This is a genomic window from Clostridium sp. DL1XJH146 (assembly GCF_054819755.1).
Genome location: NZ_JBTVVN010000001.1, coordinates 75,061 through 88,006, shown reverse-complemented (window position 1 = coordinate 88,006; position 12,946 = coordinate 75,061). Strand labels below are relative to the sequence as shown.

Below are 12,946 nucleotides of genomic sequence, written 5' to 3'. Positions count from 1 at the left end.
TTAACTTTCCCAATGTTAAATATATTATTCTGTATTGAAATAACCATAACATTTAGATATTTAAAATAAAATAAAAAAAAGCTATATTAACTAAAATATAGCTTTTTTTTATTCTATTTTATTTTTATTTTTATTTCATTTGCCATAGTAATCATTTCCCTTGCATTTTGAACTGTGAGGTCAGTTATCTGAGTTCCTCCGATCATTTTTGCAATTTCATTTTCTTTATCAGCGATATCTAAATTATAAATTTTTGTTCTAGTTGTTTTATCCTTAATTATTTTTTCAACTTTATAATGATTATCTGACATACATGCAATCTGAGGCAGATGTGTGACACAAAAAACTTGATGTGATTTCGAAATTTTATACATTTTCTCAGCTACTCTTTGAGCAATTCTTCCACTTATACCAGTATCTATCTCATCAAATATTAAAGTTGGTATATAATCTTTATCTGCAAAAACTACTTTTAAAGATAACATTATTCGTGATAATTCCCCACCAGAAACAACTTTTTCTAATTGATACAAAGGTTGCCCAGGATTTGTTGAAATTTCAAATTGCACTCTATCTCCACCAGTATCATAAAAATTATCTTCATGATTAACGACTATTTCAAATTTCGATTTTTCTAGACCTACATATCGTAGTTGTTTTATAATATCTATTTCTAGCTTCTCTTTTATTATTAGTCTAGACTCATAAATTGCTTTTGATACTTTTGCTAATTCCACTATTAAAATATCTTTCTTTTTATGTAATTCATCTATTATTTCTTCACTATTATTAATATCGTTATACTTGTTATCAATTTCATCTTTAAAAGCTAATATTTCATCTATTGTACTTCCATATTTTCTTTTTAAAGACTCTATTTGAAATATTCTACTGTTAATATAATCAAGTTCATTCTGATCATAACTTATAGTATTTTTTATATCCCTAATTTCATCTACTGCCTGCTCAATGTTATAGTAAGCATCTTCTAACAAACTCAATGTGGACTTTACCTCACTTAAAATACCTTTAATTGAATTAATTTCATATAATACTTTCCCAAGATTATCATAGACGGATGTATTAACTTCAGAATTCTCATGCAGTAGTGTAAAACTACTTTCTAGCGAAGTACTTATTTTTTCAAAATTTGATAGTAATTTATATTTTTCGTTTAATTCTACGTCCTCATTAATTTTTAAATTTGCTTTATCTATTTCTTCTATTTGAAATTGTAAATAGTCTTTTAATTTCTCATTTTCTGTTTTATTTTCCTCTAAATTTTTCAATCTATTATTTATTTCTTGTAATTCCTTAAATTTTTCTTTATATATAATTAAATCTTTTTTAATTAAATTTTCTCCATATTTATCAAGAAGGAAAAGATGATTTTCATTATTTAAAAGATGTTGGTTTTCATGTTGACCATGAACATTTAGCAGACCTTCACTTATTTTTTTTAGGTCATTTACTAAAACTATTTTGCCATTAATTTTAGCTATACTTTTACCTGATGGATGAACTTCCCTAGAAATTATTAATACTTCTTCGATAGAGAAATCTTTTTCTATTAACAATTTTTCAGTTTTTTTTGGCAGGTCATCAAAAACAACTTCAACATAAGTTTTTTGGTCATTAAATTTAATTAAATCTCTCTTTACCTTTCCACCTAAAACAAAATTGATAGCATCAATCAAAATTGATTTCCCAGCTCCAGTTTCTCCTGTAAGTATATTTAAGCCGCTATCAAAAGTAATGCTTAAAGCTTCAATTAACGCAAAATTTTTAATATTCAAAACCAGCAACATATTTATCACCTTTTTATTTAATTTATTTTAATTGAATTTTTTTCATCTTTTTTACAATTTCAATTGCTTTTTCATCATTAAGGCACATTATAAAAATATTATTATCACCTGCAATAGTTCCTGCTATACCTTCAAAATTCAGTGAATCAATTGCTTCTGCTGCAGCATTTGCTGAACCAGTTAGAGTTTTTACTACCACAAAATTATTTACATTTTGAACTGAGGTTACAGTTTGTTTGAAAATATTCATTAATTTATTTGAAATTGTGCTTTCCATAGGGGCTATAGTTGCATATTTATATGTTCCTTTTTCCGTTAATACCTTAATCAATTTTAATTCTTTTATATCTCTTGAAACAGTTGCTTGAGTAATATCCATACCTAACAGCTTTAGTTCTTCCGCAAGTTCTTCTTGAGTTTCAATATTTTTTGTGCTAATTATTTCTAATAATTTTGCTTGTCTTTCAAGTTTCATTTTACATCTCCTTTTAGGTTAGAATAACTTTTTCTTAAGTATTCTATAGTAATTATATCCATTTAAGGTAACAATCTTACATTTATATTGAGATTTTTCAATACTAATTTTACCATATTTATCTAACCTTGAGCAAATATGTCCATCTATTGATAATATAGAATCATTTGTATTTGACGAGAAATCAATTTCAATTTTATTGTTTTCATTTACAATAATACTTCTACTCTGCATTGAATGAGGACATATTGGTGTAATACACACTAACGATAGACTTGGATCTATAATCGGACCACCCGCCGACAGAGAATACGCAGTTGAGCCAGTTGCAGTTGAAACTATTATACCATCAGCAAAATAAGTAGTAAATAATTTATCATTTATTTTAAGTCCATATTTAAAAACACATGAAATTAAGTCTCTTGAAATAACAATTTCATTTAACGCATAAAAAATCTTTTTTGTCTTATTTTTTTGCAGTGTACACTCAAGTAACATTCGTTCTTGAATATAGTAATTACCCTTGCAAATATCAACTATACCCTTTTCAATATCATCTATTTCCATACTTGCCAAAAAACCCAAATTTCCAAAATTAATTCCAATAATAGGTATGTTTTTAGTACCTATTTTTTTCTGCACTCTAAGAATTGTACCATCTCCACCTAAAACAACGAGTAACTCAGTTTTTTCATTTAAATTTTCAATTCCAATAGAATCATAAAAAATTTCAATAGAAGGGGAATCCAAATTTTCTTTAAAAAGACTTATAATATTTTGTACAACAGACTTATCTTTAACTTTTTCTCTATTTATATTAATTGCAATATTTTTCATTATTAATCACCTAATTTGCTTTTTCATGTGCTATTTTAACAATTTTATCGATTTCAGTCCTATTAAAATCTTTATTATTATTTTCATTTATCTTATGAAAATAAACTAGATATTCTATATTTCCTTCTGGCCCCTTTATAGGTGAGAACTGAATACCTTTTATTTCACAATTCTGTTGAATAACAAAATTGACTATTTTCTCTATTACTTCTATATGTACTTTTGTATCTTTTACAACACCTTTTTTGCCAATTTTATCCCTTCCAGCTTCAAACTGAGGTTTAATTAAAGCAACTACTTCTCCTTCACTATTAATAAGATTTAATAACGTAGGAATAATTTTAGTAAGAGAAATAAAAGAAACATCAATGCTAGCAAAATCAATAGTCTCCCCAATATTTTCTATCTTTAAATATCTTGCATTAGTTCTTTCTAAAACTGTTACCCTATCATCTGTTCTTAACTTCCATGCAATTTGACCGTATCCAACATCAATGGAATAAACTTTACTTGCTCCATTTTGCAACATACAATCAGTAAAGCCTCCTGTTGATGCTCCTATGTCAGCACACACTTTATCTTTAAGTTCAATGTCAAAAGAATTAATTGCTTTTTCTAACTTAAAACCACCTCTACTGACGTACTTCATTTTTTTACCCTTAAAAACTATTTCTGCATCCGCAGGTATCTTAGTGCCACATTTATCTTCTCTATTTCCATTAACATAAATTTCACCAGCCATGATACTGACTTTTGCTTTTTCTCTAGAATCAAACAATTTATTATTAACTAATAAAACATCTAATCTTTCTTTCTTAACTGTACCCATAAAGGCTCCTTTTTATATGAATTTTACAATAGATGAAAATATCCCGTTTTCATCGAGATTATATAATTTAAACAAAACATCAATATTTCCGTGTGTAATAAACTCATCTTTAAAACCTAAATTAAGTATTTTATAATCTTTGTATTCTTGATTCAAATATTGGAGAATCAAACTACCAAAACCTCCATTTACATAATTATCCTCTATTGTAACTATCGGAATCTTTGATTTAACAAGATTAGTTAAAAGAGTTTTATCAATTGGTTTAATAAAACTTGCATTTATTACACTAGCTTCTATTCCTATTTTGTTCAGTTTCACTGCTACATTACTAGCTTTAGAAACCATTCTACCTGTCGCTATTATTGCAACATTTTTTCCTTTTTTTATAGTTTCCCATTTGCCAATTTGAAAATCCGTTTTAGGTATTAGATTATCGAATTCATCTCCTCCCCTAGGATATCTTATTGCAATAGGTTTATTTTGTGTTAATGCCCATTTTAACAAATATTTTAATTCACCAACACATTTAGGACTCACTATAACCAAATTAGGTATATGAGATAAAAATGAAAGGTCAAATACTCCCTGATGTGTTTCTCCATCCTCACCTACTATACCTGCTCTATCTATACAAAAAATAACTGGCAATTCTTGCATACAAACATCGTGTATTATCTGGTCGTATGCTCTCTGTAGAAACGTTGAGTAAACTGCAAATATCGGTTTAAGACCAGAACTAGCCATTCCAGCCGCTAATGTAACCGCATGTTGCTCAGCTATTCCTACATCAAAAAATCTATTTTTGTATTCTTCGCTAAATTCTTGTAATCCTGTTCCTCCTGGCATTGCTGCAGTTATAGCCGTTACTCTATTATCATTCTTTGCTAATTCAACTATTGCGTCACCAAATGCTTTTGAGTATGTAATTTGCTTTTTAGAACTTGCTTTACCACTTTCTTTATCAAATGGACCAATACCATGATATAAATGAGGATTTTTCTCTGCAAAATCATAACCTTTACCTTTAGTTGTTATAGTATGTATTAATACTGGGCCTTTTATATCCTTTGCTAGTTCCATTACTTGGGATAATTGAGTTATATTATGTCCATCTATTGGCCCAAAATATTTTATCCCAATATTTTCAAAAAATCTATTTGGAACAACAATATGTCTAATACCACCTTTTAATTTTTTCAATGATCCTGCTATTCCCTTCCCTAAAAAGGTCTTATTTAATACTTGATTAAAATCACCTTTTAATTTATTATAATTAGGATCAACCCTTAAATTATTAAGATATTTAGAAATCCCACCTACATTTTTAGAAATAGACATTTGATTATCATTTAAAATAAGGATAATATCTATATGTTTATCACCAATATCATTTAAAGCTTCCAATGCCATTCCACCAGTTAAAGCTCCATCTCCTATAACTGCTACAACCTTCGATTCTTCTCCTTTTATATCTCTAGCTCTAGCCATTCCTAATGCTGCTGAAAAAGATGTACTACTGTGGCCGACTTCAAAAAAATCATATTTACTTTCTGAACGCTTAGGAAATCCACATAATCCCCCAAATTTTCTTAAAGAATTAAATTGTTCTTTTCTTCCAGTAAGAATTTTATGAACATAAGTTTGATGTCCAACATCCCAAACAATTTTATCTTTTTCTAAGTCGAACACTTTAAATAGCGCCAATGTGAGTTCAACTACTCCTAAATTAGAAGCTAAATGTCCTCCTGTTTTGGATACTTTATCTATCAAAAAATTTCTAATATTATTTGCAAATTCATTTAATTCATTTATATTCATTTTTTTTATTTCATTCTTATCTTTATATTCATCTAATAATCCATACATATTATCATCTATCCTTTTTAGTTAGATATATCAATTTTGATACCTGAAAAACTATATCATTACTTCTATTTATAGCAACACTTTTACCTAAAGCTTTTCCACCAACAGTTAATGCTGCAATAACTGCTCCAATTAATGAACTAATTATAATATCATAGTAATTATTTTCTAAAATTAATGTTATTGTAACTTTAGAAAAAATTAGTGCTCCTATTCCACCACTTATAACTCCACAAATATCCCCAATTACATCATTGCAAAAATTCGAAACTTTATCAGCATTTCTAATTAAATTAACTGCCACATTAGCTTCTTTTATTCTTTTTGATGCCATTGAATGAAATGGTGTTTCTGAAGCAGCAGTAACTGCTACCCCTATTGTATCAAAAATTATACCTATTGTAATGATTATTAGTAAAAGGAATATTGCAACAATTGTGTTTAAATATTGTAAAATCAAATTAGAAAAAAAAGAAACAGTTGTTGAGATTACAATTGTCCATAAAAATATTTTTAAAATCCAATGGTCTTTCTTCTTATTTTTTTTATTATTATCACTTTTCACTCTTATCCTCCAAGTAAATAAAAAAAGTGGCTATATGCTAAATAAACTTTGTAGCTTAGGTCTAGTTGGTTTTCCCGCATAGAAACCTTGTGTCACCATCAAGGCAGTTCCCTTTTAATTCTCTGCTTATAGTGTTGCCATCTATAAGACTAGATTACCACTTAGTCTACACTGCAATCTTTAGCATATATTCAGTCTAGGAGTTTTCCTCAACAGTTAGGTGTCTTCCTAGCCTCTTTTGCAAAGTAAATTTAAACATAGCAAAAGCCTGTCTCCGCTCACTTCACTCAAGGCAGGCTACGCTGCACATAGCTTTTTACCACAATACAGGTTTAATCCATTGTCGTAGAACAGGCATCTCTCCTGAACCACAAGCAATGGTCTCCACGAAGGTAGGGTCAAGTACGCATGCCTTTGCGGTTGCCCCAGCCCCCTTACTCCCAGCACCAACCCACCACTGGGCGTAGTAAGCCAGCACAAGAAGCTTCATCGATGTGCCCTTTGACGGATTTTTAGCCCCGCCTTCAAAAAACACTTCCCTGACTAGAATACTGCACCACCATTTCTACTCTGCATTATAACATAATAAATATAATAATTCAAAAACTTATCTATTAAAATATATTAATAGTCTCTTTTTAATAAAAAAGAGGTTATTTCTTCTAATTTTTCAGTATTTTTATCAATTTTACGTAAATGCTCAAAACATTCATTTGTCAAATCGGAACATATCCTCTTACATTGTTCTACTCCATATTTCTTTACAAATGTTGTTTTATCATTTTCTATATCACTTTTTATACTCTTTCCTAATTTCTTTTCATCTCCCTCTATATCTAATATATCATCTTTTATTTGAAAAGCTAGCCCTAACTTTTCACCAAATAAAGAAAGATTTTCAATATCCTCAGAAGGAGCGGAAGCTAATAGTGCACCTGAAATAATAGATGCTTTTATTAATGCTCCTGTTTTCTTTTTATGCATATATTTTAATTCTTCAATTTCAATTTCTTTTTTCTCGCTTAAAATGTCCACCACTTGTCCGCCTACCATGCCCTCAGCACCTGCTGCTATAGATATTTCTTTGCAAGCAATAATTGCATTACCATGTAAAACACAATAATTAAACATAATATTCATTGCTTCATTTAAAAGAGCATCTCCAGCTAGTACTGCCATTCCATCACCAAAAACTTTATGATTAGTTGGTTTTCCTCTTCTCAAATCGTCATTATCCATACATGGTAAATCATCATGTATGAGTGAATATGTATGGATCATTTCAATAGCCCCTGCTATCGGTATAATCGAAGTATGGTCATCATTGTATAAATCATATGTTAATAAACATAATATAGGTCTAATACGTTTCCCACCATTTTTTATACTATAATACATTGCTTCATAAATTAGTTTGTTATAATCTTTATGACTATAAAAATAATCACTAAAAAATTCATTAATCTCATTTTTTATTATATTAATATGCATTAAATTCATCATCCTTTTCAAAGTTTTTTTCCACTTCACCTTGGATTATTTTTATTCGACCTTCAGCAGACTTTAACTTTTCTTTTAAATCTAATGTCAATTCTGTTCCTTTTTCATATAAACTGATAATTTCTTCTAATCCAAGTTCTTCATTATCAAAACTATCTATAATATTTTTTAATTCTCTAAACTGTTCTTCATAACTTCTATTCTTTTTAATATCGCTAAACCTCCTTTAATCAATGTTCGTTCTTTATTATAACTTTCTTTCTACCATTCTGCATAACAATTTCTACTAAAGTGTCATTTTCAAGATTATCTATGTTGTTAATTAATTTGCCATTAGAATCTAAAAGTACAGAATAACCTCTTTTCAACACTTCTTGAGGACTCTTTTGAACCAACTCAACTATTATTTTTTCTAATGCATTTTTTTTATAATCCATTTTTTTATTAACTTTCATAAATAATAAATCATTTAAATTATTCAATCTATTAGAGTAATCGCTAATTACATTACTAGGAGATTTCCTATTTATTATTTCTTTTAATATTTTAAATTTATTGTATTTTTTTTGAAAATTATTATTCACATTCATCCCAAGAATATCAATATAATTATTTACCACAGATAGTGTTTCATTTTTATTAAACACTGCAATTTCAGCTGCACTCGACGGTGTGGATGCTCTTAAATCACTTACAAAATCAGAAATAGTATAATCCGTTTCATGTCCTACACCACTAATAATAGGAATTTTCGAGTTGAATATTTCTCTTGCTAATTGTTCATCGTTAAAGGCCCAAAGTTCTTCAATTGAACCCCCACCTCTAGATAATATAATAGTTTCTATATCTTCTCTCTGATTAAAATATTTAATTCCTTGTATTAAGTTTGATGATGCATTTAACCCCTGAACAAAAGATGGGTAAATTATCAAATCAACTCCATTGTTTCTTCTACTAGTAACATTGATAATATCTCTAATAGCAGCTCCTGTGGGAGAAGTTATTACACCAATTTTAGATGCATATACAGGTATTTCTTTTTTGTACTTATCATCAAATAAGCCTTCATAAGAAAGTTTCTTCTTCAATTTTTCATATTCTATAAAAAGCTTACCTATACCTTCAAGTTTTATATTTTCACAATATAATTGATAAGTACCTCCATTTACGTAAGTAGATATTCTACCAGTAACTATTACTTGCATACCATCTTCAAACATCATATTCAAATTTGAAGTCTGTCCTTTAAACATAATGCAATTTATCTTACTATTACCATCCTTCAAAGAAAAATATATATGCCCAGAATTATGTATTTTCCAATTAGAAATTTCACCTTTTATCGATGAGTTTTTCATAATGTAGTCATTATCAAATACCTTTTTTATGTATTCATTAATTTCAGTAACTGAAAATGTTTTAATATACATAATTATACACCTTCATATAAATTTGTTAATAGCATAGTAGTAGTCATCGGACCTACTCCACCAGGAACAGGGGTAGCATAGTCAACCTTTGAGATAATATCGTTAAAATTAACATCTCCAACTAGTTTTCCATCTAAATATGTAGTCCCAACATCAATAACTACTGCTTTTTCCTTAACATATGTACTATCAATAAATAAAGGTTTCCCAATTGCTACTATTAGAATGTCTGCTTCTGAACAAATTTTTTTCAAATCTTTTGTCTTTGAATGACATATTGTAACTGTTGCATTCTCTTTTAATAATAAATTAGCCATAGGTTTACCTACTATATTACTTCTTCCTACTATAACAGCGTTCATTCCTTTAATTTCAATATTATTTTCTTTTAATAAAGAAATAATACCTTTTGGAGTACAAGGCAAAAATGATTTTTCATCTTTATAAAATCTTCCAATACTATTAGTACTCAGACAATCAACATCTTTGGTATAACATATATTACCTGTTATTTTATTTTCATTTAAATGGTCTGGCAAAGGTAATTGTAACATTATTCCGTTCACCATATCATCATTATTTAATGTATCAATAATCTCAATAAGCAGTTCTTCTTGAATATTTTCATTTAGGATAATGTTTCTAGTCTTAATTCCTACTTTTTCACAAGCTTTATTTTGTGCATTAAAATAAGATTTTGATCCACCATCATCACCTACTAAAATATTAGCTAAGGTAATTTGTTGTCCTTCATTATTTAATTTTTGTACGTTTATTTTCAATTCATCTCTAAGTTTATTTGATAAGTCTTTTCCACTTAAAATTCTACCCATAAAGCCTCCATTTCTATAAATTCTTTTTTATACTATCAAGAACACCGTTAATAAAAGCAGGAGAATTATCCGTAGAATACAATTTAGAAAGTTCTACAGCTTCATTAATAGATACTTTAGCCGGAATTTCATCTACATTCATAATCTCATAAGCTGCAATTCTCATTATAGTAAGATCAACTTTTGAAATTCTATCTAACTTCCATTTTTTCATATTCTCTTCAATTTTGAAATCTATATTTTTTATATTTTCTAAAACACCCTCAGCCTCATTATTAATGAAGTTCATATCCAAATCATCTGTATCTTCGTGGTTAGCTTCCTTATAATTTTGAATTAATACCTCTATTGGTTCTTTATTTATACTTTGTTCAAACATAAGTTTCATTAATACTTCCCTTGATTTACGTCTATTCATTTTATATCCTCCTAGAGTAATTTTATCTAACTAATACCTTACATATTATTCTGTATACTGTCAATATAAAAATAAAAATAACCCTCATACCTGAGGGTTAATAGCTATTCTACAATATCATTTTTTTCATCTTCTTTAGTTAATATTATGCTCTGAACAAATACATTTACTGAAGTAACATTCAATCCCGTCATGGATTGCACAGATTTCATAACATTTTCTTGAACTTCTTTGGCCACATTCATGATTTTGCAACCATACTTAACCACTATATATATATCTATTACAGCACTGTCTTCCCCTACAACAACATGAACACCTTTTGATACATTTTTTTTGGATGTCAATATTCTTGTAATTCCACCTACTAGTTTAGTGCTCATTCCTACTACTCCGTCTATTTCAGAAGCTGCTATACCAGCAACAACTTCCACCACTTCATCTGATATTTTAACAATTCCTATGTCTGTTATACTTTTAATGTTCTCTTCCATTTTTGTGTCCCTCCTCGCTTAATAGCAAAAGATTTTTTTCTTATGTATATTATAGCAAATTGTATTTAATTTTACAAATAATTATTCTCTACTACTTATCTCAACGTCTACAATTTGAGTAACTTCCATTACTACTTGTTGAATTTGTTTTAATTGCTTTTCAGTAAGGTCCTCTGAAGATTTAACAACTACTATAACTTTGTTCGGTTCAACAAAGCAAAGTGACTCTTCAAATCCTTGACTTTTAAGTAACATTTCAATATTAGATTCATTATGTGCTGCTAAAGTGTATTCAGTATATTTTTCAGATGTTTCTTCTCTAGTTTCTTCTGAAGTATTTTCATCATCAATTAATGCCTTTAAATTTTGTAATGTACTAGTTTCATTGTTATCTCTTATAAGTTTTTGTTCTGCAAAATAGTTAACTGATGTACTAGACTCATTCTGAGTAACTTGCACTGTATCCTCTTGACCAATAGCTTGATCGCCTACATAGAGTGCATCAGTGTTTAATTTAGTAGCCATAACTCCTGCACATATAATCAAGGCCAAAAGGACTACTATAATTGCTCCCTGTTTTTTATTCATTTAAACCCCTCCAATTTCAAATTTGTTTTTATTTTCAATATAATTTATATGCATTTAATACTTTTTTATGTTATTTTTTCATTGGATAAACTGTTACTTCATTTTCTGATACCCCAAAAAGTGTTATTACTGCTTCTTGAATTTGCAGTTTCACAAAATCATCTGATGCACCTTGTGCCACAATAACTACCCCTTCAATTTTAGGATTATAACTTTTTATTATATAAGGTTCTGTTATAGAACCATCATCTTTCATAACTATAGTCTCTCCATCTGTCTTTTGAGTTATAGTTCTAGTACCGCCTTCTCCATCATCTTCTTCTGTAGTACTATCAGAGCCATTAACATTCAAAGCAGGTACTTGTTCTTCCCCTCCCTTAAAACAAATATTAACATTAACATTTCCAACTCCTTGAATATTTTCCAATGTCTCTTTTAATTTGTTTTCAATATTAGTTTCATAAGTTTCAATTTCTATACTGCTCATAACTTCTTCACTATTTACCTCACCTTCATTATTTTGTTGATTACTAAAAGTTGTTGATTCATCTGAAAAATCAAAGCTATTTGAAATTATTAGTACAAGTATAGAAAGTAATATAATAATAATAATGTTAGGATTAATATTATTATTATCAATAATTTTTAACCCTTTTATCTTTTCTTTAATATTTTCTTTAAAGTTCATAAAAACACCTCACTTTACATTGAAAATACTGAAACGGATTCTTCAGTAATTTTTATCAATTGGCTCATATCATTCTTAATTTTTTTTTGCTTTTCAAGAGGAATTGTATTTGTACTATCAACTGCTTTTTCTTCTCCAAAATCTATATCTTCTATTTTAGTAATTTTTTTAATTCCGTTTTCATACACTCCAATATTGATTTTATCTATACTAAATAAGTTGCTTTCAACAGAATAATTAGTATAAACCTCAATATTAAATTCATCCTCTGGATAAGTCCTATGTAGTTCCTCTAAGCATATATTTTTTATATTATTACTAAATACTTCCGCCGTATTATTTATTGACTCTTTTTTGTAATTATCAAAATTCTGAGTAGACAATTTTTCATCTTTAAAAAACATATCCTCTGAAAACAAACTCTCTAAATTAATTTCAGAAGATGCAAATTTAATAAAAGGATTAATTACCACAATAAGAAGTAATAAACCAAGTACAAATTTAGCATATTTTTTTATGCTGTTTTGGGGTAAAATCAATTCAATTGCAGCTATAAATATAATGGCTGTAGTTATATTAGTTATCCATTCCTTTATATAAGTCATACTATCT

Annotated in this window: 15 protein-coding genes; all 15 read right to left on the bottom strand. The window is 28.2% G+C overall.

Translation table 11 applies throughout. From position 1 onward, the window contains the following. Positions 1 to 113: 113 nt before the first annotated feature. The 15 genes from recN to spoIIIAF all read right to left on the bottom strand — a co-directional run bounded on the left by recN (position 114) and on the right by spoIIIAF (position 12,939). Positions 114 to 1,808, bottom strand: coding sequence for a DNA repair protein RecN (gene recN / locus ACVHXK_RS00465; protein ID WP_461204370.1), 1,695 nt, complete (start codon positions 1,806 to 1,808; stop codon positions 114 to 116). Positions 1,809 to 1,830: 22 nt separating this feature from the next. Next, complete coding sequence (locus ACVHXK_RS00460) at positions 1,831 to 2,283, bottom strand: arginine repressor (RefSeq protein ID WP_461204369.1); 453 nt, start codon at positions 2,281 to 2,283, stop codon at positions 1,831 to 1,833. A gap of 18 nt (positions 2,284 to 2,301) precedes the next feature. After that, entirely contained in the window at positions 2,302 to 3,120 is an 819-nt protein-coding gene (locus ACVHXK_RS00455; RefSeq protein ID WP_461204368.1) for an NAD(+)/NADH kinase, read from the bottom strand. Positions 3,121 to 3,130: 10 nt separating this feature from the next. Beyond that, positions 3,131 to 3,949 carry a TlyA family RNA methyltransferase gene (locus ACVHXK_RS00450; RefSeq protein ID WP_461204367.1) on the bottom strand — a complete coding sequence of 273 codons (819 nt, stop codon included), beginning with the start codon at positions 3,947 to 3,949 and terminating at the stop codon, positions 3,131 to 3,133. 12 nt (positions 3,950 to 3,961) lie between these two features. Further along, complete coding sequence (gene dxs, locus ACVHXK_RS00445; RefSeq protein WP_461204366.1) at positions 3,962 to 5,818, bottom strand: 1-deoxy-D-xylulose-5-phosphate synthase; 1,857 nt, start codon at positions 5,816 to 5,818, stop codon at positions 3,962 to 3,964. Between the two features lie 4 nt (positions 5,819 to 5,822). After that, positions 5,823 to 6,383 carry a hypothetical protein gene (locus ACVHXK_RS00440; RefSeq protein ID WP_461204365.1) on the bottom strand — a complete coding sequence of 187 codons (561 nt, stop codon included), beginning with the start codon at positions 6,381 to 6,383 and terminating at the stop codon, positions 5,823 to 5,825. A gap of 624 nt (positions 6,384 to 7,007) precedes the next feature. Continuing rightward, entirely contained in the window at positions 7,008 to 7,874 is an 867-nt protein-coding gene (locus tag ACVHXK_RS00435; protein WP_461204364.1) for a polyprenyl synthetase family protein, read from the bottom strand. Next, a complete protein-coding gene (xseB, locus tag ACVHXK_RS00430) occupies positions 7,864 to 8,094 on the bottom strand; it encodes an exodeoxyribonuclease VII small subunit (protein WP_461204582.1) in 231 nt (76 codons plus the stop codon). Before xseB ends, ACVHXK_RS00435 begins: the two co-directional genes overlap by 11 nt. Positions 8,095 to 8,113: 19 nt before the next feature. Next, positions 8,114 to 9,313, bottom strand: coding sequence for an exodeoxyribonuclease VII large subunit (gene xseA, locus ACVHXK_RS00425; RefSeq protein WP_461204363.1), 1,200 nt, complete (start codon positions 9,311 to 9,313; stop codon positions 8,114 to 8,116). A gap of 2 nt (positions 9,314 to 9,315) precedes the next feature. Continuing rightward, positions 9,316 to 10,146, bottom strand: coding sequence for a bifunctional 5,10-methylenetetrahydrofolate dehydrogenase/5,10-methenyltetrahydrofolate cyclohydrolase (locus ACVHXK_RS00420; RefSeq protein WP_461204362.1), 831 nt, complete (start codon positions 10,144 to 10,146; stop codon positions 9,316 to 9,318). Between the two features lie 13 nt (positions 10,147 to 10,159). Continuing rightward, positions 10,160 to 10,564 (bottom strand): transcription antitermination factor NusB, encoded by a 405-nt coding sequence (nusB, locus tag ACVHXK_RS00415; protein ID WP_461204361.1) that lies wholly within the window; start codon positions 10,562 to 10,564, stop codon positions 10,160 to 10,162. Between the two features lie 104 nt (positions 10,565 to 10,668). Next, the gene (locus ACVHXK_RS00410) at positions 10,669 to 11,058 is read right to left on the bottom strand and encodes an Asp23/Gls24 family envelope stress response protein (protein WP_461204360.1); all 390 of its coding nucleotides are present in this window, start codon (positions 11,056 to 11,058) and stop codon (positions 10,669 to 10,671) included. 81 nt (positions 11,059 to 11,139) lie between these two features. Further along, positions 11,140 to 11,646 (bottom strand): SpoIIIAH-like family protein, encoded by a 507-nt coding sequence (locus ACVHXK_RS00405; protein WP_461204359.1) that lies wholly within the window; start codon positions 11,644 to 11,646, stop codon positions 11,140 to 11,142. A 70-nt stretch (positions 11,647 to 11,716) separates the two neighbouring features. Then, on the bottom strand, positions 11,717 to 12,334 hold the full coding sequence (gene spoIIIAG / locus ACVHXK_RS00400) for a stage III sporulation protein AG (protein ID WP_461204358.1): 618 nt from the start codon (positions 12,332 to 12,334) through the stop codon (positions 11,717 to 11,719). A 14-nt stretch (positions 12,335 to 12,348) separates the two neighbouring features. Then, complete coding sequence (gene spoIIIAF, locus ACVHXK_RS00395) at positions 12,349 to 12,939, bottom strand: stage III sporulation protein AF (protein ID WP_461204357.1); 591 nt, start codon at positions 12,937 to 12,939, stop codon at positions 12,349 to 12,351. Positions 12,940 to 12,946: the final 7 nt, after the last annotated feature.

What these genes read in the sequence shown, in the direction of transcription:
- ACVHXK_RS00405 (WP_461204359.1), bottom strand. Translation starts at nt 11,646, where the DNA reads ATGAATAAAAAACAGGGAGCAATTATAGTAGTCCTTTTGGCCTTGATT.
- spoIIIAG (WP_461204358.1), bottom strand. Translation starts at nt 12,334, where the DNA reads ATGAACTTTAAAGAAAATATTAAAGAAAAGATAAAAGGGTTAAAAATT.
- ACVHXK_RS00450 (WP_461204367.1), bottom strand. Translation starts at nt 3,949, where the DNA reads ATGGGTACAGTTAAGAAAGAAAGATTAGATGTTTTATTAGTTAATAAT.
- recN (WP_461204370.1), bottom strand. Translation starts at nt 1,808, where the DNA reads ATGTTGCTGGTTTTGAATATTAAAAATTTTGCGTTAATTGAAGCTTTA.
- ACVHXK_RS00455 (WP_461204368.1), bottom strand. Translation starts at nt 3,120, where the DNA reads ATGAAAAATATTGCAATTAATATAAATAGAGAAAAAGTTAAAGATAAG.
- nusB (WP_461204361.1), bottom strand. Translation starts at nt 10,564, where the DNA reads ATGAATAGACGTAAATCAAGGGAAGTATTAATGAAACTTATGTTTGAA.
- ACVHXK_RS00410 (WP_461204360.1), bottom strand. Translation starts at nt 11,058, where the DNA reads ATGGAAGAGAACATTAAAAGTATAACAGACATAGGAATTGTTAAAATA.
- spoIIIAF (WP_461204357.1), bottom strand. Translation starts at nt 12,939, where the DNA reads ATGACTTATATAAAGGAATGGATAACTAATATAACTACAGCCATTATA.
- ACVHXK_RS00435 (WP_461204364.1), bottom strand. Translation starts at nt 7,874, where the DNA reads ATGCATATTAATATAATAAAAAATGAGATTAATGAATTTTTTAGTGAT.
- xseA (WP_461204363.1), bottom strand. Translation starts at nt 9,313, where the DNA reads ATGTATATTAAAACATTTTCAGTTACTGAAATTAATGAATACATAAAA.
- dxs (WP_461204366.1), bottom strand. Translation starts at nt 5,818, where the DNA reads ATGTATGGATTATTAGATGAATATAAAGATAAGAATGAAATAAAAAAA.
- ACVHXK_RS00420 (WP_461204362.1), bottom strand. Translation starts at nt 10,146, where the DNA reads ATGGGTAGAATTTTAAGTGGAAAAGACTTATCAAATAAACTTAGAGAT.
- ACVHXK_RS00460 (WP_461204369.1), bottom strand. Translation starts at nt 2,283, where the DNA reads ATGAAACTTGAAAGACAAGCAAAATTATTAGAAATAATTAGCACAAAA.